The 20,011-nt window shown below is 66.4% G+C and carries 23 protein-coding genes; 3 read left to right on the top strand and 20 right to left on the bottom strand.

All coding sequences use genetic code 11. The features are described from left to right. Nucleotides 1-44 precede the first annotated feature (44 nt). From VGI62_RS15260 to VGI62_RS15235, 6 genes are all read right to left on the bottom strand, one after another. Complete coding sequence (locus tag VGI62_RS15260; RefSeq protein WP_331505367.1) at nucleotides 45-1,544, bottom strand: putative 2OG-Fe(II) oxygenase; 1,500 nt, start codon at nucleotides 1,542-1,544, stop codon at nucleotides 45-47. Beyond that, nucleotides 1,541-2,521, bottom strand: a complete 981-nt coding sequence (locus tag VGI62_RS15255; protein ID WP_331505366.1) for an RluA family pseudouridine synthase — start codon at nucleotides 2,519-2,521, stop codon at nucleotides 1,541-1,543. Before VGI62_RS15255 ends, VGI62_RS15260 begins: the two co-directional genes overlap by 4 nt. A gap of 134 nt (nucleotides 2,522-2,655) precedes the next feature. Further along, the gene (locus tag VGI62_RS15250; RefSeq protein ID WP_331505365.1) at nucleotides 2,656-3,153 is read right to left on the bottom strand and encodes a CC0125/CC1285 family lipoprotein; all 498 of its coding nucleotides are present in this window, start codon (nucleotides 3,151-3,153) and stop codon (nucleotides 2,656-2,658) included. A 71-nt stretch (nucleotides 3,154-3,224) separates the two neighbouring features. Next, on the bottom strand, nucleotides 3,225-3,983 hold the full coding sequence (locus VGI62_RS15245) for an RluA family pseudouridine synthase (RefSeq protein ID WP_331505364.1): 759 nt from the start codon (nucleotides 3,981-3,983) through the stop codon (nucleotides 3,225-3,227). Beyond that, a complete protein-coding gene (locus VGI62_RS15240; protein WP_331505363.1) occupies nucleotides 3,980-5,287 on the bottom strand; it encodes a replication-associated recombination protein A in 1,308 nt (435 codons plus the stop codon). The genes VGI62_RS15245 and VGI62_RS15240 overlap by 4 nt, the downstream gene beginning before the upstream one ends. 47 nt (nucleotides 5,288-5,334) lie before the next feature. Continuing rightward, nucleotides 5,335-5,802, bottom strand: a complete 468-nt coding sequence (locus tag VGI62_RS15235) for a helix-turn-helix domain-containing protein (protein ID WP_331505362.1) — start codon at nucleotides 5,800-5,802, stop codon at nucleotides 5,335-5,337. A 79-nt stretch (nucleotides 5,803-5,881) separates the two neighbouring features. Here VGI62_RS15235 and VGI62_RS15230 point away from each other — a divergent pair, with 79 nt between their 5' ends. Further along, nucleotides 5,882-6,508: an FMN-dependent NADH-azoreductase gene (locus tag VGI62_RS15230; RefSeq protein WP_331505361.1), complete on the top strand. Its 627-nt coding sequence runs from the start codon at nucleotides 5,882-5,884 to the stop codon at nucleotides 6,506-6,508. Between the two features lie 40 nt (nucleotides 6,509-6,548). On the opposite strand, the gene VGI62_RS15225 is transcribed toward VGI62_RS15230, so the two are convergent. From VGI62_RS15225 to rpsM, 11 genes are all read right to left on the bottom strand, one after another. Further along, nucleotides 6,549-7,964, bottom strand: coding sequence for a Do family serine endopeptidase (locus tag VGI62_RS15225; protein ID WP_331505360.1), 1,416 nt, complete (start codon nucleotides 7,962-7,964; stop codon nucleotides 6,549-6,551). Between the two features lie 65 nt (nucleotides 7,965-8,029). Then, a complete protein-coding gene (locus VGI62_RS15220) occupies nucleotides 8,030-9,310 on the bottom strand; it encodes a TCR/Tet family MFS transporter (protein ID WP_331505359.1) in 1,281 nt (426 codons plus the stop codon). A 54-nt stretch (nucleotides 9,311-9,364) separates the two neighbouring features. Next, nucleotides 9,365-9,829, bottom strand: coding sequence for an SRPBCC domain-containing protein (locus VGI62_RS15215; protein WP_331505358.1), 465 nt, complete (start codon nucleotides 9,827-9,829; stop codon nucleotides 9,365-9,367). Further along, a complete protein-coding gene (locus tag VGI62_RS15210) occupies nucleotides 9,826-10,200 on the bottom strand; it encodes a metalloregulator ArsR/SmtB family transcription factor (RefSeq protein WP_331505357.1) in 375 nt (124 codons plus the stop codon). Before VGI62_RS15210 ends, VGI62_RS15215 begins: the two co-directional genes overlap by 4 nt. Continuing rightward, the gene (locus VGI62_RS15205) at nucleotides 10,191-10,646 is read right to left on the bottom strand and encodes a VOC family protein (protein WP_331505356.1); all 456 of its coding nucleotides are present in this window, start codon (nucleotides 10,644-10,646) and stop codon (nucleotides 10,191-10,193) included. Before VGI62_RS15205 ends, VGI62_RS15210 begins: the two co-directional genes overlap by 10 nt. Then, nucleotides 10,639-11,127 (bottom strand): VOC family protein, encoded by a 489-nt coding sequence (locus VGI62_RS15200; protein WP_331505355.1) that lies wholly within the window; start codon nucleotides 11,125-11,127, stop codon nucleotides 10,639-10,641. The genes VGI62_RS15205 and VGI62_RS15200 overlap by 8 nt, the downstream gene beginning before the upstream one ends. A gap of 97 nt (nucleotides 11,128-11,224) precedes the next feature. Beyond that, complete coding sequence (locus tag VGI62_RS15195; RefSeq protein WP_331505354.1) at nucleotides 11,225-12,454, bottom strand: ectonucleotide pyrophosphatase/phosphodiesterase; 1,230 nt, start codon at nucleotides 12,452-12,454, stop codon at nucleotides 11,225-11,227. Between the two features lie 91 nt (nucleotides 12,455-12,545). Continuing rightward, on the bottom strand, nucleotides 12,546-12,956 hold the full coding sequence (rplQ, locus tag VGI62_RS15190) for a 50S ribosomal protein L17 (RefSeq protein ID WP_331505353.1): 411 nt from the start codon (nucleotides 12,954-12,956) through the stop codon (nucleotides 12,546-12,548). Nucleotides 12,957-13,005: 49 nt separating this feature from the next. Next, complete coding sequence (locus VGI62_RS15185) at nucleotides 13,006-14,022, bottom strand: DNA-directed RNA polymerase subunit alpha (RefSeq protein WP_331505352.1); 1,017 nt, start codon at nucleotides 14,020-14,022, stop codon at nucleotides 13,006-13,008. 76 nt (nucleotides 14,023-14,098) lie between these two features. Then, nucleotides 14,099-14,488 carry a 30S ribosomal protein S11 gene (gene rpsK / locus VGI62_RS15180; RefSeq protein WP_329653037.1) on the bottom strand — a complete coding sequence of 130 codons (390 nt, stop codon included), beginning with the start codon at nucleotides 14,486-14,488 and terminating at the stop codon, nucleotides 14,099-14,101. 12 nt (nucleotides 14,489-14,500) lie between these two features. After that, entirely contained in the window at nucleotides 14,501-14,869 is a 369-nt protein-coding gene (gene rpsM / locus VGI62_RS15175; protein ID WP_331505351.1) for a 30S ribosomal protein S13, read from the bottom strand. Nucleotides 14,870-15,210: 341 nt separating this feature from the next. Here rpsM and VGI62_RS15170 point away from each other — a divergent pair, with 341 nt between their 5' ends. Next, on the top strand, nucleotides 15,211-16,536 hold the full coding sequence (locus VGI62_RS15170; protein ID WP_331505350.1) for an amidohydrolase family protein: 1,326 nt from the start codon (nucleotides 15,211-15,213) through the stop codon (nucleotides 16,534-16,536). Between the two features lie 46 nt (nucleotides 16,537-16,582). Further along, nucleotides 16,583-17,602 (top strand): adenosine deaminase, encoded by a 1,020-nt coding sequence (locus tag VGI62_RS15165; protein WP_331505349.1) that lies wholly within the window; start codon nucleotides 16,583-16,585, stop codon nucleotides 17,600-17,602. On the opposite strand, the gene VGI62_RS15160 is transcribed toward VGI62_RS15165, so the two are convergent. The 3 genes from VGI62_RS15160 to VGI62_RS15150 all read right to left on the bottom strand — a co-directional run. Further along, nucleotides 17,603-18,175 carry an adenylate kinase gene (locus tag VGI62_RS15160; RefSeq protein ID WP_331505348.1) on the bottom strand — a complete coding sequence of 191 codons (573 nt, stop codon included), beginning with the start codon at nucleotides 18,173-18,175 and terminating at the stop codon, nucleotides 17,603-17,605. A 56-nt stretch (nucleotides 18,176-18,231) separates the two neighbouring features. Further along, nucleotides 18,232-19,581: a preprotein translocase subunit SecY gene (gene secY, locus VGI62_RS15155; RefSeq protein ID WP_331505347.1), complete on the bottom strand. Its 1,350-nt coding sequence runs from the start codon at nucleotides 19,579-19,581 to the stop codon at nucleotides 18,232-18,234. 96 nt (nucleotides 19,582-19,677) lie between these two features. Then, the coding region (locus tag VGI62_RS15150) for an uL15m family ribosomal protein (protein ID WP_331505346.1) at nucleotides 19,678-20,011 on the bottom strand (334 nt) is incomplete at its 5' end.

Raw genomic sequence — 20,011 nt, 5'->3', positions numbered from 1 at the left:
CGCGGCTGGCGCAGCGCGCCACCTCCGCGAAACCGGGAGGGCTTTCACTTCGGGACGGCGTCAAAGGCGATGGTCATGCGCGCCTCGTCCGTCGTGAACGGCACGGTGCCGTGCCACATGTAGGACGGGAAGAGCACCAGTCTGCCCGGCTTTGGCTTGACGTAGTGGGCGGCATCCATCGTGGGATCGGTGATGAAGGGCGGCTTGCCGAAGCGGATCCAGCCTTGCCTGTCGGCCGTCTCCAGCGCCGCATCCGGTGTCTCGACGTAGAACGCCGACGACAGCCAACCCTCGGGATGGAAGTGATCGCGATGGAACCCGCCCGGACGCAGGCGCACCGACCAGGCGCCCTGGATTCGGTAGTCGAGCGTGTTTCGGCTCCTAAGCGGGTCGGCGCCCGTCCCCAGCTTGGCCATGTGTTCGCGGAGGGGGGCCTCGATCGCCTTGAAGAAAGCCCGAACCGGCGGAGCATCCGAACCGGACAAGAGGTGCATCGTCTGGCTGCCGTGCCGCAGGGACTGATTGGTGGGGTGCTGCTCGTAGAGATGGATTTCGTTCAATGACTTGCGGAGATCTCTTAAGTACGCTTCCAGGTTCGGCCAGCCGTCGGGTGTCGCCAGATCGTAGGCCTGGACGAGCGCATCGTAATCGCAGAGCTCACCATAGAGTGGATCGCCCACCGCCCGCGCGGCGGTCGCGGCCCAGCCCCACAGCGATTGATCGTTCGGGTAGGCCGCCAGGGCGCTGCGCAGCTTGGCAAGGGCAGCCTCGGCACGTCCCTGCGCCAGATCGACGATGGCGGAGGACTGGATGACGGCCCGCGCTCCCGGATCGACCGCCTCGGCCAGGCGAACGTAGCGTTCGGCCTCGTCCACCCGCTCCAGCCGCAAAGCGCTCTCCGCGCCCGCCAGCAGGATGGCCCGATCGCCCGGCATGCGCTGGCTCGCGGCTTCCAGCAGCGCGACCGCCCGGGCGGCATCGCCGGCCGCCTCATAAAGCGTCGCCTTGGCAAGCAGCAGCGGCGTCGGCGGCGCGCCCGCGTGGAACGCCGAATCCAGGATCGCGTCGGCTTCAGCCACATCGCCGCGCCGCATCCAGACGAAATTGGCGTACTCGGAAGCGACTCCCGGGTCGGCGCGGGCCCTAAGCAGGCACTGACGATAGGCGTAGTCAGCCCGCTCATGGTTTCCAGTCGCCCGGAGAGCCCGGGCATAGACGGCGAAGGTCTCCGGCGCGTCCATGCGCCGGTCGAAAGCCTGCTCACAGGCTTCGACGGCCTCGGAGGCGCGGCCGAGGTCGCCCAAGGTCGCGGCATAATTGTGCCAGGCGATCGGGCTGGAACCGAAGCGTTCGACAGCCTGCTGGTCGAGCGCCAGCGCTTCCTCAAGCCGGCCCACGCGTTTCAAGGCCCCGGAGTGGACAGCAAGCGCCAGATGACTGGGCGCCTGCGCAGATACAAGTACGGCGGTGAGCGCCAGGGCCGCCTCGGCCTTGCCATCGGCCATCAAGGCTTCGGCGCGGGCGATCGTGGCGTCTTCGGTCATCGACGGGTTCTCTTGAACGGTTCGGGATCGGCCTCGCGCTCCTCGAAGCCGAAACGCTCGAAGCCGGCGCGCAACTCCGGGCTCATCGGCGCCTCGAGAACCAGCTGGCCACGTGAGGGATGGGCCAGGACGAGGCGGCGGGCATGGAGTTGCAGCTTCAATCCTCCCGACAACTCGGCGGACGCTTCAGTCGCGTACTTCGGGTCGCCCAGGATCGGGTGTCCCATGGCCAGCATATGGGCGCGCAACTGGTGGGTGCGGCCGGTGTGCGGGCGAAGCGCCATCCAGGCGACCCGATCACCGGCCCGCGAGATGGTCACGAACTCGGTTTCCGCGGGCTCGGCCTTGGGGTCTGAGGAATCTACCGGCTGCACCATCTCTCGGTCGCCGACGCCTTTTTTGGCGAGCGGCAGCTCGAGCACGCCTTGGCCCGGTTTGGGGAAGCCTGCCACCAACGCCCAGTAAGTCTTTTGCGCCCGCCGCTTGGCGAACGCCCCCGACAACTTCGCCGCCGCTGACGGCGACTTGCCCAGCACCAGCACGCCCGAGGTGTCCCGGTCCAGGCGATGAACAAGCCTGGGCCTGTCCAGCCCCTCGCCCCAGGCTGAGAGCAGCCGGTCGATGTGCTTCGAGGTCTTCGTGCCCCCCTGCACCGCCAGCCCCGCGGGCTTGTTCAGGACCAGGACCTCATCGTCCTCGTAAAGCACCAGGGACTTGGCGAACGCGACCTCCCGCGGGTCAAGGGCGTTCTTGTCCTGCGGGGGCGGAGCGTCCGGCAGCGGCGGCACGCGGATCTGAGAGCCGGCCGTAAGCTTGGTTTCCGGCCTGGCGCGACCTCCGTCGACACGGATCTGGCCGGAACGAGCCAGCTTCTGGATCTGGATATGGTTCAGGTGCGGCCAGCGGCGCTTGAACCAGCGGTCAAGGCGCACTCCCTCCTCGCCCTTGTCGACGTAGAGCGTGCGGACCTCTTTCACGCCAGGACCTTTCGCGTCACCAGAAGCACGCCCAGATGATAGCGGCTGACCGACCCGAAGGCGCCGCCCATGGCGAGGAGCAATGTGGTTCGCATCTGCCCCTTATGCGACGCCCGCCGGCCGACGAAAAGGCGTCAGGCGTGCGGCCCGATCGACTGGGCCACGCCTCGCGCGTCGTAGACCTCGACGTCCTGGGGTTTCGGACCTCGGCCCATCAGCACCTCGATGGTCGAGGTTAGAGCCGGCGCGCTGGCGCCCACGTTGAAGCCTGTGCCGACGCCGACTGCGCCGCCCCCGTTCCAGCCATAGCTGCCGCCGCCGATGCCGACGCTAATTCGCGACCCGGGGTTGCCGCCCGAGCCGCGCATGAACCGATCGGACACGCGAAACCACTCGTAGCCCTCGGCGAGCGTGATGTCGGCTGCACGGCGTAATGCAAGGTCGCTGACGACTTCCGGCGGCGCGCCCGGCCCGCCGTGGAAGCTGACGCGATAACGGCCCGGTTCGATCCGATATTCTGAAAATCCTATGCCGAGTGGACCTGCAGCAGGCTGGTAGAACGTGGGTGGCGCGGGTGTCTCGCAGGCTCCGAGCGAGAGGGCCGCCAGCGCCGGGAGGATCACGCGTTTCATCGGTCTCATCCGACGGATCCGTTTGATGGGTGTTCGCCTGGAAACGGCCAGGCGCTCGGCCCCGTTCCGGTTCAACCTAGCGCGAGGGCCGCAAGAAGTCCCGCCATGTCGGCGGGCACGGGAGCCTCAAGCCGCTTCTCGCCGCCGGAGGGGTGGGGAAATCGCAGCGCCGCGGCGTGCAGCATCAGCCGTGGAATCGCGTGGCCGCCGACCACCAGGGCTCCGCCATAGCGCGCGTCGCCGGCGATGGGGCGGCCGATGGAGGCGAGGTGCACCCGAAGCTGGTGCATGCGGCCGGTCTCCGGATCGAGTTCGAGCAGCGCTGCGCCCGGCGCTTCGGACACCGTGCGGTAGCGGCTGCGCGCGGTTTCAGCGTCCGGATGGTCCTGCGGACAGACGCGCATGAACGCCTCGCGGCCCAGGTCCTCGCGGCGCAAGGGGGCGTCGATCACGCCTGATCTCGGCTCCGGCGGCGCCGGGGTGACGATGGCCCGATAGGTCTTGGCGAACTTGCGGCCCATCATCGCCCTGCCGAGGAAGCCGGCCGCCGGCTTCGTCCTGGCGGTCAGGATGACGCCGGAGGTGTCGCGGTCCAGCCGATGGATCAGCCGCGGCCGCGCCTTGCCCGGCTTGGCGAAGGCCCAAAGCAGCTCGTCCAGCGTATGGACCTGGCCCCGCCCGCCCTGGCTCGAGAGACCGGCGGGCTTGTTCAGCGCCAGGATGTCGGGATCCTCATAGATAACCAGCCCGCGTACGAAAGCGACTTCGGCGGCCGAGAGCCTGACGCCGCTGGTCGGCGCGCGATCCGGACGTTGCGGACGCCGGCTCAAGCGCCGCCCCGCTCGCGGCGCAGTGCCGCCCAGCGGTCGAGGCGCTCCTTGATCCTGGCTTCAGCCCCCTCGCCCTTCGGCGCGTAAAAAGTCTGCCGGTCCATCTCGTCGGGGAAATAGTCCTGGCCGGAAAAGCCACCCGCCTGGTCGTGGTCGTAGGCGTAGCCTTTGCCGTAACCAAGATCCTTCATAAGTCGCGTGGGCGCGTTGCGAATGTGCATGGGCGGGGCCAGCGAGCCCGTCTCCTTGGCCGCCTTCATCGCCGCGCCATAGGCGCGATAGACCGCGTTGGACTTGGGCGCGGTCGCAAGGTGGACCGTGAGTTGGGCAAGCGCGATCTCACCCTCTGGCGAGCCCAGGAAGTCGTAGGTGTCCTTCGCCGCGTTGGCGAGCACCAGCGACATGGGATCGGCCTCGCCGATGTCCTCCGCCGCGGCCCGGATCAGCCGGCGGGCCACGAAGAGCGGGTCCTCGCCACCGTCCAGCATACGCGCCAGCCAGTAGAGCGCGGCGTCCGGGTCCGACCCTCGGATCGACTTATGCAGAGCGGAGATGAGATTGTAGTGCTCCTCCCGGTCCTTGTCGTAGGCGGGGCTGCGCTTTTGCAGCACTTGCCCAAGCTCCTTGGTGCTCAAAGGCTTGCCCGAGCCGATATTGAAAAGGGTCTCGATCAGCGTCAGCACGTAGCGTCCGTCGCCGTCGGCGAGCGCGATGAGCGCCGAACGCGCATCCGGCTCCAGGGGCAGTGACGCCCCCTCGAAGCTCTCGGCCTTCTTGATCAGGGTCTCCAGGGCCACCTCGTCCAGCCGCTTCAGCACGAAGACCTGGCAGCGCGACAAGAGAGCCCCGTTCAGCTCGAATGACGGATTCTCGGTCGTCGCCCCGACCAGGGTCACGATCCCCTCTTCCACGAAGGGCAGGAAGCCGTCCTGCTGGGCGCGGTTGAAGCGGTGGATCTCGTCAACGAAGAGCAGTGTCGACTGGCCAGCCAGCCGGCGCACACGGGCTTGCTCGAACGCCCTCTTGAGGTCCGCCACGCCTGAGAAGACCGCTGAGAGTTGCTGGAATTCGTAGCCGGCTTCCTTGGCAAGCAGGCGCGCGATGGTCGTCTTGCCAGTGCCCGGCGGCCCCCAAAGGATCATTGAAGCCAGGCGCTTGGCCTGCGCCATCCGCCGGATCGGACCCTCCGGGCCGAGCAGGTGATCCTGGCCGACGACCTCGTCCAGCCGCTGCGGTCGCAGGCGGTCGGCGAGTGGCGATGGCGCCTGCGGCGTGAGGCCCGCGGCTTCGAAGAGGTCGGCCATGTCAGGCTTCTAGCAAACCCTGGTGGCCAAGGTGAGACGCTTGAGCGTCAGGTTCGATCAGCGGCCTGATCAAACCTCGCCCGCGCGGCGTCAATTCTGTCGCGATTGGCGAACGCCCATTCGCCAAGCGCGTCGATCGGACAGCGGAGCGATTGCCCCAACTCGGTGAGCTCGTAGTCCACGCGCGGCGGAATGGTTGGGGTCACGGTGCGGGTCACCAGCCCATCTCGTTCGAGCCCGCGAAGCGTCAACGTCAGCATCCGCTGCGAGATGCCGTTGATCGCCCGGCGGATCTCGTTGAACCGCTTGGGACCGGGCCCCAACAACATCACGATCATGACGCTCCACTTGTCGCCGATGCGGCTGAGGATGTCGGTCACCGGCCGGCAGGTGTTGGCCACCGATTCGACGCCGTTCTTCTCGATCCGGGAGAACAGCTCGTCGTGGGATAGGCCGCCGTTAGTGGTCAGGCGGCCAACCGGCGGGGCGGTCACATCGGTGTGCTTGGGTTCCAAAAAAGTGCCTTCTTGTGAGTTTTTCGGCGGTTACTCAAATAGTGCTGGTCACAAACTTATACCAGCATGAGGCCCACTCGTGAACCTGCTCCACATAGACTCCAGCATCCTCGGCGACCACTCGGTCAGCCGCCAGATCTCCGCCGCCGCCGTCGCAGCGCTGCGGACCGCAAATCCGGGCGCGGAGGTGACGTATCGCGATCTCGGCGCGAACCCCGCCCCGCACCAATCCGGCGCTCTCATGGCGGCGCGCGGGCTAACGCCTGACGAGCGCACCGCCGAACAGACCCGTGAGGTCGCCGAGGCCGACGCCATCCTGGAGGAGTTCCTCGCCGCCGACACCGTGGTGATCGGGGTCCCGATGTACAACTTCGGCATCCCCAGCCAGCTGAAGAGCTGGATCGATCACATCGCCGTGGCAGGCAAGACGTTCCGCTATTCCGAAGCCGGCGTCGAAGGCCTGGCGGGCGGCAAGCGGATCATCCTCGCCTCCTCGCGCGGCGGATTCTACGGCCCTGACACAGCGGCGGCCTTCCTGCAGCACCAGGAGAGCTACCTGCGCGGCTTCTTCGGCTTCATCGGCATTCAGGATGTCGAAGTCCTGGGTGCGGAAGGCGTCAACATCAGCCCCGACCACAAGCAATCGGCGCTTGCGGCCGCCGTGACGCAGGCCGGTGCGCTGGGCCAACTGCTCAAGGCCGCTTAGGCGCCATGCCGGGCAAGGGGGCCCCCCGGGCCTCCTTCGCCTAGGCCCGAACGGTGGCTGTGATCTGGCGGCCGTTGCGCTCCAGGGTAAACTGCCAGACCGATGACGGCGTACCCACCGCAGCCGTCAGGTCGTGCACGCTCTTGATGTCGCGGCCGTTCACCATGCGGATGATGTCGCCCGGCCGCACCCCGATCTGCTGCGCCGCACCGGCGCTGGTCTTGAGCACCAGCACCCCGGGGCGGGCGAACGGATCAAGGCCCAACTCCTCGGCGACCGCCGGCGATAGATTGACTACGGTCGCCCCCTCGAAGGGGTTGCGCCCGGCGATCTGTTGCTCGTCCCGCGCCGGGGTCGCCGGCGCAGGCTCGGCCGGGATCGTCAGCTTCTGTTCGGCGCCGCCGCGCCGAACGTCGACCCGCACCGACTCGCCTGGCCTGTGGTTGCCGACCGCGTAGTTCAGCGCCGCAGCGTCGACCACGGCGGTCCCGTCCACGGAGGTGACAACATCGCCCTGCTTGAGCCCGCCCCGCGCGGCCGCTCCGCCGGGCCAGACATCGGCGACCAGAGCGCCCGAGGGGGTGGCGAGCCCCATGGACTTGGCGATGTCCGGGGTGACGCTCTGCAGGCGCGCGCCCAGCCAGGGCCGCTCGACGGAGTGGCCGCCGTTCATGGCGGTCTCCACGACCCGGCGCACCACAGCCGCAGGGATTGCAAAGCCCACGCCCGAGGACTGCCCTGAACGCGAGAGGATGAAACTGTTCACCCCGATCAGTTCGCCGTCCATGCTGACCAGCGCACCGCCCGAATTGCCAGGGTTGATGGCCGCATCGGTCTGGATGTAGGCGCCGGCGTCGCCGTTCGGGTCGGCGGTGCGGTTAAGCGCCGAGATGATTCCGTTGGTCACAGTCTGGCCGACGCCAAAGGGATCGCCGATGGCCAGCACGAGGTCGCCCACCTGCGCGTCGGCGCGGTCGCCGATCGTAAGCACAGGGAGTTTCTCGCCCGGCGGCAGGTCGATCTTCAGGATCGCCAGATCCGTGCGCGCGTCGGTCAGCAGCACGTGAGCCGGGAACTCGCGCCGGTCGGCAAGCGCTACTGTGATGTCCTGCCCGTTCTCGACGACATGCTGGTTGGTGACGATGACCCCGTCGGAGCGGACGATCACGCCCGACCCCAGGGAGCCTTCGACGCGATCGCGCGGCGCGCCGATCCCGAACAGTTGCCAGAACGGGTCCGCCTGCTGCTGACGCACCAGACGTTTGGAGGAGATGTTGACCACGGCCGGCGCGGCGCGCTTCACGACGGGTGCGAAGGACTGCTTCATGCCGATGGCGCTGGCCGGCACGGAGCGCGGGGCCGGCTGGGCGAGCGGGGCCTGGGCAAGGCTTGAGCCGGCGCAGGCGCTGCCGGCGAGAAGAGCGAGAGTGGCGATCAGGACGCGGTCGGCGCGCATAGTCTCTCCAAGCTTGGACGGCGGGCGTAGTTCGGCGGCATTTTCCGGCGCTTTAATGGCATGGCTCAAGCCAGGGCGGGCGCCTCTCGTCGATGCGGATGGGCCACGCCCCAGGCCAAGAGGAATGCCAGCGCGAGCAGTCCGCTTGATACATAGATCGCCAGCCCCGGCATGTGCAGGTTCGCATCGTTGCGGATCGACCAAGCGAACGTCTCTCCGAAGAGAACAGGGCCGATGATGCCGGCGACGCCTTGCAGGCTTTGGACCGCGCCCTGAAGTTGGCCCTGCTGGTTGGCCGGCACCCGTTGGGTCATCAGGCCTTGCAGGCCGGGCAGGATGAAGCCCGAAAACGCAAACAGCGGCGCGCCGATGAAATAGGCCCACCCGGTTGCGGCGCTGCCGTACCAGGCGAACCCGGCAGCCCCGGCAACAGTGCCGATCAGCACGACGCGACGCTCGCCGAACCGACCCACCGCTGGGCCCACCAGGAACATCTGGACGATCACGCCCATGATGCCGGTGATCGGGAACGCCAGGCCGAGCGTAGCCAGGGACCAGTGGTAACGGTAGGTCGCATAGAGCACGAAGACCTGCGGCAGCACGATTTGCGCGAGCTGGAAGAGAAAAGCGACGCAGGCCAGCGCCAGGAGCCCGGCCTGCGAACGCAGCAGTTGCAGCGACCCCAGCGGATTGGCGCGCGCCCATTCGTACCGCCTCAGGCGCCGTTCCCTGGGCAGGGACTCAGGCAGGATGAAGAGGCCGTAGAGCCAGTTGACCGCTGTCAGTCCCGCCGCCACCAGGAACGGCAGTCGGATGTCATGCTGACCCAGGAAACCGCCGAGGGTCGGTCCGAGCAGGAAGCCGAACGAGAAGGCCGAGCCCAGCATGCCGAAGCTCTTCGCCCGCCGTTCCGGCGGCGTCACGTCGGCGAGATAGGCGCCCGCGGTCGCGAAGCTCGAGGCGGTCATGCCGTTCAGCACGCGTCCCACAAAGAGCCACCACAGTGTCGGGGCGAAGGCCATGAACAGGAAGTCGACCGCCAGGCCGAACAGCGAGATCAACAGCACCGGCCGGCGCCCGACCCTGTCCGACAGCACCCCGAGGATCGGCCCGAAGGCGAACTGCATCAGCCCCCAGGTGGTCGCAAAGAGCACGTTCCATTCCGACGCCGCGGCGGTGTCTCCGCCGGTGAACTGCTTGATCAGGTTCGGCAGGATCGGGATCATCAGCCCGAAGGAGACGGAGTTCATGACCGCGCTGGCGAAGATGAACCCGAAGGCAGCCTGGCGCGGCCCCTGCCTGCCGCCTGCAGCGATGTTTGGGGCGGCCTTGGCGGCGTCATTCATATATGGCCCTCCAAACCCCTAGCGTGAAACAAAACGCGAACTCGGGCAACACGGTTATAGGACCCGCTCACCGATCGCGGCGAGCTGCGAACGCCAGAAATCCGCCAGCCGCATCAGCAACACCTGATCGGGGAAGCGGTGCCGCGCGGCGCTGTCGCTCGGCAACTTGTCAAAGCCGCGATGCTCGATGCTGACCCTCGTCTCCTCGCCGACCGCCTCGAACCCAACCTCCACCTCTGTGTGAAGTTCGAGCGGGAAGTTCGCCTGCCGCCAGGAAAAAACCAGTCGGTGCGGCGGCTCCCAGACGTGGATCCGTCCGATCTCGAAGACCTTGCCGCCGTCGCGGATCTCGATCAGCCGGCCGTCCTGGCCGGTTTCGAACGCAAGCCGTCCCGGCCGGGGGGTGGTCTGGAAAAGCCGGCTCGGCCGCCACCAGTCACCGATCTCGTCCACGAACGCGGCGAACGCCCGCTCCGGCCCGGCCTTCACGCGCAGCGCCACATAGACCTTCGAAGTCACCCTTCGCCCTCGGACGTGGTATCCCGCTCGAGGTGGGCCTTGAAGGCGGCGAGTTGCTCGCTCCAAAGCCGCTCAGCCTCCTCCAGCCAGCGCAACAGATGAACCATTGGTTCGGGCCTCAGCGCATAGATGCGCACGCGCGCATCGAAAGTTGGATGAGACTCCTCGACAAGCCCGGAGTGGCGCAGGGTCTTCAGGTGACGGCTCATGGCCGGCGGGGTCAGGTCGAGCTCGCGCGCCAACTCGCCGGCTGCGCGCGGTCCGCGGCTCAGCAGGTCGACCACCCGACGCCGGTGCGGGTCGGCGAGAGCCGCCAACGTCCCGTCGAGGTCGTGCGGAAGCGGTCTTGCCGCCGAAGGGCTCACACCCACCCCGTGATCTTCAAGCCGCTGACAGCCTCAGCCTCCTCGCGGGTGACGCTTTGCACTGTCTGGGCGACAGTCCAGATGTGGCCCTCCAGGTCCCGGCACCGGTAGGTGCGATCGCCGTAGAACTGGGTGGCCGGCTCCACCAAGATCTCGGCGCCCGCCGCCCTCGCCCGTTCGCAGTGGGCGTCGAGATCGGTGGCGATCTGGATATGCACGGTCTGGGTGTTCTTGCCGCCGATGGATCTGGGGCTCTTGTGGTCGGCGGTCCATTCGTTGCCGATCATCACGACGGCGTTTCCGAAGCGCATTTCCGAGTGCGCGAGGGTCCCGTCCGCATCCTCGATCAGCATGGAGACCTCGAATCCAAAGGCCTGCTCCAACCAGGAGATCGCAGCCTTGGGGTCCTGGTAGCAGACGGCCGACATCAGGGGTGCGCGCCAGTCAGCCATGGCCGGCCTCCTGCAGGGACGTGGCGAACTTCAATCCGCTGGCGGCCTCCATCTCCTCACTGGAAACCACACGGACCGCCTGGCTGAAGTTCCAGATGTGCCCCTCCGGATCCATCGCGCGGTAGGTCCGGGCGCCATAGAATTGGTCCTCCGGCTCGGCGGTGATCCTGGCGCCTGCGCCTCGGGCGCGTTCGCAATGGGCGTCAAGGCCCTCGATGAGTTCCACACGCATGAACTGGGTGCCGGCGCCGCCAAGGCTGGCCGGGCTCTCCATTCGGGCGCCGCCGAGCTGCGGGCCGTTCCATTCGCCGCCGATGCTGACAGGGGCGCCGCGGAACTCCATTTCCGCATGCCCGACCTTGCCCTGCGCGTCGGTCAGCAAGGTGGTCGTTTCGAAGCCGAAGGCCGCTTCCAGCCACTTCATGGCGGCGATGGGGTCTTTGTAGAAGACACAGGCGATAAGTGCGGGACGGTCGACCATTGCGACATCTCCTTCTCATATCCCGCAATATTTCACTCATACCGCAATTAATCAGTCAAGCCCTTCGGCGCGCAGCGTCTCTCCGAAACCGCAATTCTTAAGGAGTCAGGGCGGACTCGAGGTCGGAAAGGTTCCCTTCGTTGGGCAGTGGATCGATTCCCACGAGCCCGGCCAGCAACGGATAGACATCGACGTTGTCGAAGACCGGGAGCACCGCGCCTTTCCGAAATGCCGGCCCGTGGGCCACGAAGAGGGCGCCCATCAGCGGGTCGTAGGGGTCGAATCCGTGGCCGCCTTTTTTTACAGGCCACCCCTTCGCCCCCTCAATCAGCCACCCGGTCTCGGCGAGGCAAACGTACGGCGGCACCCGGGGATTGGATCCGTAATGAAATCGGCGCGGGACATCCTGCTTGCGCCAGCAGGTCATGTGAGGATGGGGCCCCAGCAGGGCTCTGCCGACTTCGTCCTCGTGGCCGGGCGCAGCTCCCACGGCCGCCTCAGCTCCTAACCCCACAACGTGCAGATCGGCGAGCGGCAACAGGTCCTCCAGATAGGTCGTCCGATCGGCGGAAGTGGCCGCCATGCCGTGGTCGGCGACGATGACCAGATCGGATTCCGCAAAAAGGCGCCTGGCTTTCAGCCCCGCGACCAACCGACCGACGGCGGCGTCGGTGCGCGCCAGCGCCGCGTTCACTTCCGGCGAGTCAGGACCGGCGCTGTGGCCATTGGAATCCACCTCGTCGAAATAGAGCGTGACGAACCTCGGGCGCTCGGCAGCCGGGCGGTCCAGCCAGGACAGCACCTGGTCGACCCGCTGGTCGGCCGAAACGCGCTTGTCGTACATCTTCCAGTCGTGGGGCTGCACACCGTGGATTGGTAGGTCCGAGCCTGGCCAGAACATGGTCGCCGTCCGCACGCCGGCCTTCTCGGCCGTGACCCACAAGGGCTCGGCCTGGTCCCACCAGAAAGGATCATGGCTGACCTCGACCCGTCCCATGGAAAATTTCACGCCCGGCTTGCGGGGGTCTTCCATGTCGTTGTCGACGACGCCGCTGTGATCGGGCCGAAGACCGGTGACCAGGGTGTAATGGTTCGGGAACGTCAGGCTCGGAAAGGACGGGCGCATGGCCTTGGCTCGCACGCCATCGGCGCCAAGTGCTGCGAGATTGGGTGTCACCCCGCGCTGCAGGTAGTCAGCACGGAAGCCATCGATGGAGATCAGGATGGTCAGCGGCGCGGGCTTGATCGTCTGGGCGAACGCAGGCGCGGCCAGCAACGCCAGCGCCAGCGTGGCGGCAGCGACGGTTCTAGTGAGGAGTGCGTGCATTCGCCGAGCTTAGCCGCAGCTGGCTCATTTCAGCGCAAACAAAAACCCCGGAGGGTCGCTCCGGGGTTTCGAGTTCAAAATGTAGGCCCGATCAGTCGGCGTAGGCCTCGACAACCGGTCCGGAGTCCTTGCCCTTTTCCGCTGGGTCGCGATCGACGAACTCGATCACCGCCATGGCCGCGTTGTCACCGTGACGGAAGCCCGCCTTCAGCACGCGGATATAGCCGCCGTTGCGCTCGGCGTAGCGGGGGCCCAGCACGCCGAAGAGCTTGCCGACCTGCTCCACATCGCGCACCTGGCTGATCGCCTGGCGGCGGGCGTGCAGATCACCGCGCTTGCCGAGCGTCACCAGCTTCTCGACGAAGGGGCGAAGCTCCTTGGCCTTCGGCAGGGTGGTCACGATCTGCTCGTGCTTGATCAGGCTCGCCGCCATGTTGGCGAACATCGCGGTACGGTGGGCGCTGGTGCGTCCCAGTTTGCGGTGCGCGGAACCATGCCGCATTGGAAACTCTCCTTCAGGTCCGGGGCGTCTCTCGACGCGCCGGAAGCAATTACATCTGGTCTTCGAACTTCTTGGCCAGCTCTTCGATGTTCTCAGGCGGCCAGTTGGGCACGTCCATCCCGAGGTGCAGCGCCATGCCGGCCAGCACTTCCTTGATTTCGTTCAAGGACTTGCGGCCGAAGTTCGGCGTGCGCAGCATCTCGGCTTCGGTCTTCTGGATCAGGTCGCCGATATAGACGATGTTGTCGTTCTTCAAGCAGTTGGCCGAACGGACCGACAGCTCGAGTTCGTCGACCTTCTTCAGCAGCGCCGGGTTGAAAGGCAGCTCCGGCTTGGCTTCGCCCTCGACCTTCTTCTTCGGCTCTTCGAAGGTGATGAAGATCTGCAGCTGGTCCTGCAGGATGCGTGCGGCGTAGGCTACGGCGTCCACGGGCGTCACCGCGCCGTTGGTCTCCACTTCCATCACCAGCTTGTCGTAGTCGAGGCTCTGGCCCTGGCGGGTCGGCTCGACGCGATAGGCGACGCGCTTGACCGGCGAGTAGAGCGCGTCGACCGCGATCAGTCCGATCGGGGCGTCCTCGGGGCGGTTCATCTCAGCCGGGACGTAGCCCTTGCCGGTCTGGACCGTGAACTCCATGCGCACCTGGGCGCCGTCGTCCAACGTGCAGAGCACGTGGTCGCCGTTGAGGATCTCGATGTCCGAGGGAGCCTCGATCTGGCTGGCGGTCACCGCGCCGGGGCCCGTGGCGCGCAGGGTCATGCGCTTGGGCCCTTCGGCGTGCATGCGCACGGCCAGTTGCTTGATGTTCAGCACGATGTCGACAACGTCCTCGCGCACACCCTCAAGCGAGGAGAACTCGTGCACGACGCCGTCGATCTGCACCGCGGTCACCGCCGCGCCTTGCAGGGAGGAGAGAAGCACGCGGCGCAGGCTATTGCCCAGCGTCACGCCGAATCCGCGCTCGAGAGGCTCGGCCACCAGACGCGCCTTGCGGTTCGCGTCGGCGCCGGTCTCGATTTGCGGCTTCTCGGGACGGATAAGCTCGTTCCAGTTTCGTTCGATCACGGATAGGTGTCCCTCGAAAACGCAGGATCGCCGGCCGCAGACGCGGTCCGGCGCAGGGAATTGGGTACTTGGTTACTCAGACGCGCCGGCGCTTTGGCGGCCGGCAGCCGTTGTGCGGGATGGGGGTCACGTCGCGGATGGTGGTGATCGTCATGCCGACCGACTGCAAGGCGCGAAGCGCAGACTCACGGCCGGAACCCGGACCGGAGACATTGACTTCCAGCGTCTTGACGCCGTGCTCGGCAGCCTTGCGGCCGGCGTCCTCGGCCGCCATCTGGGCGGCATAGGGCGTCGACTTACGCGACCCCTTGAACCCCATCATGCCGGCGCTGGACCAGGAAATGGTGTTTCCCTGCGCGTCGGTGATGGTGATCATGGTGTTGTTGAACGAGGCGTTCACGTGCGCCACGCCCGAAATGATGTTCTTGCGCTCGCGACGTTTAACGCGCGCCGGTTCCTTGGCCATCGGGACGCTCTCTTACTTCTTCTTGCCGGCGATCGGCTTGGCCGGGCCCTTGCGGGTCCGGGCGTTGGTGTGCGTGCGCTGGCCGCGGACCGGCAGGCCCTTGCGGTGGCGGAGGCCCCGGTAGCAGGCCAGGTCCATCAGCCGCTTGATGTTGACCGCGGTTTCGCGACGCAGGTCACCTTCAACGGTGAAGTCGCGGTCGATGGTTTCGCGGATCTGCAGCACTTCCTGGTCAGTCAGCTGATTGACGCGGCGGGCGTCCTCGATGCCGACCTTGGCCACGATATCGCGCGCCTTCGCAGGGCCGATGCCATGGATGTACTGCAGCGCGATAACGACGCGCTTGTTCGTGGGAATATTGACGCCTGCGATACGGGCCACGTGCAAATCTCTCCTGGTCACGCAAGGAAAGCGCGAACGGCGCCCCGCCCCTCGCCCCGTAGGTCAAGCCGGTTCGTCCTTCGCGCTCTTTCGCGGAAGCGCCTCGTTATAGGGATCGTTGCGCTTCCGTCAACATCGGAAACGCCCATTTATGAACGAGAAAGAGCGGGCGCAAGGCTAACGCCTCGCCCGCGTCCGTACGCATCGCACCCCTGGAGTCTGCCTCCGGGATGGTTAAGGAAAGCATGAAGAGGGCGCTGCGCGCAATCGACTCGCGCATGCGGGCTTGCGCAGAGGGCTCAGCGGCGCCAGTTGGCGCGGCATACCAAGGGGGGGTTCACATGGGGCTGCGTCAGGGACTATTGGCCGCGGGGGCCTGTGCGGCCTTGTTGGCGCTGAGCGCCTGGCCGGCGGCGGCACGGGATCTGGTGATTCACGCAGGACGGCTGATCGACGGCACCGGCAAGGCGGTCCGGACCGAGGTCTCGATTGTGGTCCATGACGACCGCATCGTCTCGGTGGAAAGCGGTTACGCCACGCCGGCCGGCGCCGAGGTCATCGACCTCTCCGGCTCGACTGTGCTGCCAGGCCTGATCGACGACCACATCCACATCACCCAAAGCTTCCATAAGGGTGATCCGATCCATACGGCGATGACGCGGACGTCCTTCGACGATGAGATCGACGCGACCGTGAACGCGCGCAACACGCTGATGGCCGGCTTCACCTCGGCGCGCGACGTGGGCAGCCAGACCGGTGTGATCGTGGCGCTGAAGCGCGCGATCAATGCGGGTGTCATTCCCGGGCCGCGGCTATGGGTGGCCGGCACGCCGCTCGGGCCCACGGGGGGCCATGGCGATGAGGCCAACGGCCTCGACCCAGAGCTCGAACATCCGGGCTGGACCAGCAATCTGATCGATAGCCCCGAGACAGCACGCAAGACTGTGCGGCGGCTGCGCCGCGAGGGCGTCGACCTGATCAAGATCATGCCATCCGGGGGCGTCATGTCGATCGGCGACGATCCGGCCCTGCAGCTCATGGAGGACGACGAGATCAAGGCGGTGATCGAGACTGCCCATAGCCTGGGCATGAAGGTCGCCGCCCACGCCCACGGCAAGCAGGCCATCGACCACACGATCTCGCTCGGGGTCGATTCCATCGAGCACGGCACCTACGCCGACGCGGAGAGCTACAAACTCTTCAAGGCCCGCGGGACCTACCTGGTGCCGACCATGCTGGTTGGGTCCAAGGTCTATGAGCACGCCAAGACCCACCCCGAAGACCTGAACCCATCCACCGCCCAAAAGGCGATGACGGTCGTGCCATACATGCTCAAGAACCTGCACAACGCCTACGAAGCCGGCGTGAAGATCGCCTTCGGCACCGACACCTTCGGAATGTCCAACCACGGCGAGAACGCCCAGGAGTTCGCCCTCCTGGTCGGAGCCGGCATGCCGGCGATGGAGGCCATCAAGGCCGCAACATGGAACGCCGCCGACCTGATCGGCGACACCAACGACGTGGGCTCGGTCCAGCCGGGACGTTTCGCCGACATCATCGCGGTGACCGGCGATCCCCTGCAGGACGTAAGGGTGCTCGAAAAGGTGCAGTTCGTCATGAAGGGCGGGGTTGTCTACAAGTCCGGCGGCCAGGCGGTGGCCCGCTAGCCGGACACCCTTGACGGCGGCGGCCGCCCGCACGGAAGTAGCCGCCATGAGTGACCTTGCCGACTTCATCGGGGGCCTGCCCAAGGCCGAGCTTCACCTGCACATCGAAGGCAGCCTCGAGCCCGAGCAGATGTTCGAGTTCGCCCGGCGCAACAAGGTCGCCCTTCCCTTCGCTTCTGTGGAGGACGTACGCGCGGCCTACGCGTTTTCGAACCTGCAGGACTTCCTGGACATCTACTACCAGGGTGCAGGCGTGCTCCTGAACGAGCAGGACTTTCACGACCTGGCCATGGCCTATTTCCGGCGCGTGGCCGCCGGCGGCTGCCTCCACGTGGAGATGTTCTTCGATCCCCAGACCCACACCGGCCGCGGACTGCCCTTTTCGGTCGCCATCGAGGGCCTGTTGTCAGGCATGGCCGAGGCCGAGGCCACGTTGGGTGTCTCGTCCAAACTGATTATGTGCTTCCTGCGTCACCTCGATGAAGACGCCGCCTTCGCAACGCTGAAGGCCGCCGAGCCCTGGCTCGACCGGATCGTGGGCGTGGGACTGGACTCCTCGGAAGTGGGCCATCCGCCCTCGAAATTCGCCAAGGTCTTCGAGGCGGCCCGCGGACACGGCCTGAAACTGGTCGCCCACGCTGGCGAGGAAGGCCCCCCGGCGTACGTCTGGGAGGCGCTCGATGTGCTGAAGGTCGACCGCATCGACCACGGCAACCGTTCGCTGGAGGATCCGGCGCTGGTGAAGCGTCTGGCCGTAGAGGGCATCACCCTGACCGTCTGCCCGCTCTCGAACCTGAAGCTCTGCGTGGTCGATGACCTCACGGTCCACCCACTGAAAGCCATGCTGCAACTCGGCCTGCGCGCGACGGTCAATTCAGACGACCCGGCATACTTCGGCGGCTACCTGGCGCAGAATTGGATTTCCGTCGCCAGCGCTCTTGGCCTGACCCGCGCGGACCTTGCGACCCTGGCCCGCAACAGCTTCACCGGCTCGTTCCTCAATCCCTTGGAGGCCGCGCCCCACCTGGCGGCGCTCGACGCCTACCTGGCGGGCGCGCCTGCCTAGCTACCAGCGAGGCGCATCCAACGCCTGGTCGATGGCGCCGGCAACGTCGTCGATGGAGCCCATGCCGTCGACCTGGACCAGCTTCTTGTGGTTCTCGTAGTAAGGCAGCAGAGGCGCGGTCTGGGAATTGTAGGCGTCGAGCCGGACCTTGAAGCTTTCGGGATTGTCATCGGGCCGCCCGCTCTCGGCGTAACGGCCAGCGATGCGCTGCATCAGGGCCTCGTCATCGACCTTCAGCCGCACCACCAGATCGATTCGCGAGCCACGGTGCGCCAGCATCTCGTCGAGAGCCTGGGCCTGGGCGAGCGTCCGGGGAAAGCCGTCGAAAATCGCGCCACCGGCGGCCTCGGCCTCAGGCAGGCGCTGTTCGATCAGCTCGATGACGATCCCGTCGGAGACCAGTTCGCCCCGCTCCATAATCCCGGATACCCGCTTGCCGAGCTCCGAGCCCGAAGCGATGGCGGCCCGCAGCATGTCGCCCGTTGAGAGGTGAACCATCTTGCGGGTCTCGACCAGGCGTTTGGCCTGGGTGCCCTTCCCCGCCGCTGGCGGACCGAACAGGATCAGATTCATGCGGCTCCAGCCCCTCCCCAGCGCCGGCCCTCTTGGCGGGGCCTGCGAGAATTTTGTTAGCGGACGCCCTTGCCGCGCAGTTTCGAGCGCTTGATGAGACCCTCGTACTGGTGCGCCAGCAGGTGCGACTGGATTTGGGTCACCGTGTCCATGGTGACGCTGACCACAATCAGCACCGACGTGCCCCCCATGTAGAAGGGCGCGTTGTAGAAGCCGATCAAGGCTTCGGGCAGCAGGCAGACCACGGCGATGTAGGCTGCGCCGATCACCGTCAGGCGGGTCAGCACGAAGTCGAGATATTCCGCTGTTCGCTTGCCGGGCCGGATGCCGGGCATGAAGCCGCCGTACTTCCGCAGGTTCTCGGCCGTGTCGTCCGGACTGAACACCACGGAGGTGTAGAAGAAGCAGAAAAATATGATCAGGGCGCCGTAGAGCACCATGAAGAGCGGCCGGCCATGCTGCAGCTGGCCCACCGCGCCCGGCAGCCATTGCGCCCAGGACGGCAGATTGGCGTTGGCCAGGAAGCCCATCACCGTCGCTGGCAGCAGCAGGAGCGAGGAGGCGAAGATCGGCGGGATGACGCCCGAGGTGTTGATCTTCAACGGCAGGAAGGAGGTGTCGCCGCCGAACATGCGGTTGCCCACCTGGCGCTTGGGATACTGCACGAGCAGGCGGCGCTGTGAGCGTTCCATGAACACGATGGCGACCGTCACGGCGATGACCAGCACCCCGATGATCAGAAGCGCGCCACCGCTCATAGCCCCGGTTCTGGCCAGCGAATAGGCCTGCGCGATATAGCGCGGGAACACCGCCACGATGCCGGCGAAGATGATCAGCGAGACGCCGTTGCCGACGCCGCGGCTGGTGATCTGCTCGCCGAGCCACATCAGGAACAGCGTGCCGCCGGTTAGCGTAGCCACGGTGGTGACCGTGAAGAAGATCCCCGGATTGTCGACGATGCCCTGGCCCGACTGCAGGCCCATGGAAATGCCGAAGGCCTGGAACAGCGCCAGCACGACCGTCAGGTAGCGGGTGTACTGGTTCAGCGTCTTGCGCCCCGCCTCGCCGCCTTCCTTCCGCAGCTTCTCCCACGGCGGATAGATCGTGCCCAGGAGCTGGACGATGATCGAGGCCGAGATGTAGGGCATCACGTTCAGCGCGAAGACCGCCATGTTCCTCACGGCGCCGCCGGAGAACATGTTGAACATCCCAAGGATGCCCTTCGCCTGGCCTTCGAAGGCCTGCGAGAACGCGGCGATGTTGATGCCGGGGATCGGGATGTAGCAGCCGATCCGATAGACGATCATCGCCACCAGGGTGAAGATCAGGCGCTTGTGCAGCTCCGTGGCCTTCGAGAAGGCCTCGACGTTCAGATTGGCTGCGAGTTGTTCAGCGGCCGAAGCCATTCACCAAATCCCCAGACACTTGAGCATGACTCGTGGTCCTCACCAGATAGGACACACCGGCCCCGGTTGCGAGGCCGGAATGGTCGCATCGTCAGCTCAAGCCTGTTCGGCCGGGGCTTCTTTTTTGGTGGTGGTGACCTTGCCGCCGGCCTTTTCCACGGCCGCGACGGCCGAGGCGGAGGCGGAATAGACGGTGATGTCGATCTTCGACTTCAGCTCGCCCTTGCCCAGCAGGCGCAGGCCGTCCTTGGCGCGGCGCACGACGCCGGCGGCGATCAGGACGTCCGCATCGATGGCCTTCTTGGCGTCGAGCTTGCCGGCGGCGATCGCCTGCTCGAGACGCCACAGGTTCACCTCGGCGAAGTCCTTGCGGTTGATGTTGTTGAAGCCGCGCTTGGGCATGCGCATGTGCAGCGGCATCTGGCCGCCT

Source organism: Phenylobacterium sp. (assembly GCF_036495085.1).
Classification (GTDB): Bacteria; Pseudomonadota; Alphaproteobacteria; order Caulobacterales; family Caulobacteraceae; genus Phenylobacterium.
The sequence above is the reverse complement of the archived record's forward strand: the minus strand, read 5'-3'. Positions and strand labels throughout refer to the sequence as shown.

Bases quoted from the DNA above. Each gene is read 5' to 3' on its own strand.
- rpsK (WP_329653037.1), bottom strand. From the start codon at position 14,488: ATGGCCAAGGAACCGGCGCGCGTTAAACGTCGCGAGCGCAAGAACATC.
- VGI62_RS15250 (WP_331505365.1), bottom strand. From the start codon at position 3,153: ATGAAACGCGTGATCCTCCCGGCGCTGGCGGCCCTCTCGCTCGGAGCC.
- VGI62_RS15170 (WP_331505350.1), top strand. From the start codon at position 15,211: ATGGGGCTGCGTCAGGGACTATTGGCCGCGGGGGCCTGTGCGGCCTTG.
- VGI62_RS15160 (WP_331505348.1), bottom strand. From the start codon at position 18,175: ATGAATCTGATCCTGTTCGGTCCGCCAGCGGCGGGGAAGGGCACCCAG.
- VGI62_RS15200 (WP_331505355.1), bottom strand. From the start codon at position 11,127: ATGGTCGACCGTCCCGCACTTATCGCCTGTGTCTTCTACAAAGACCCC.
- rplQ (WP_331505353.1), bottom strand. From the start codon at position 12,956: ATGCGGCATGGTTCCGCGCACCGCAAACTGGGACGCACCAGCGCCCAC.
- secY (WP_331505347.1), bottom strand. From the start codon at position 19,581: ATGGCTTCGGCCGCTGAACAACTCGCAGCCAATCTGAACGTCGAGGCC.
- VGI62_RS15225 (WP_331505360.1), bottom strand. From the start codon at position 7,964: ATGCGCGCCGACCGCGTCCTGATCGCCACTCTCGCTCTTCTCGCCGGC.
- VGI62_RS15240 (WP_331505363.1), bottom strand. From the start codon at position 5,287: ATGGCCGACCTCTTCGAAGCCGCGGGCCTCACGCCGCAGGCGCCATCG.
- VGI62_RS15165 (WP_331505349.1), top strand. From the start codon at position 16,583: ATGAGTGACCTTGCCGACTTCATCGGGGGCCTGCCCAAGGCCGAGCTT.
- VGI62_RS15205 (WP_331505356.1), bottom strand. From the start codon at position 10,646: ATGGCTGACTGGCGCGCACCCCTGATGTCGGCCGTCTGCTACCAGGAC.
- VGI62_RS15220 (WP_331505359.1), bottom strand. From the start codon at position 9,310: ATGAATGACGCCGCCAAGGCCGCCCCAAACATCGCTGCAGGCGGCAGG.
- VGI62_RS15260 (WP_331505367.1), bottom strand. From the start codon at position 1,544: ATGACCGAAGACGCCACGATCGCCCGCGCCGAAGCCTTGATGGCCGAT.
- VGI62_RS15195 (WP_331505354.1), bottom strand. From the start codon at position 12,454: ATGCACGCACTCCTCACTAGAACCGTCGCTGCCGCCACGCTGGCGCTG.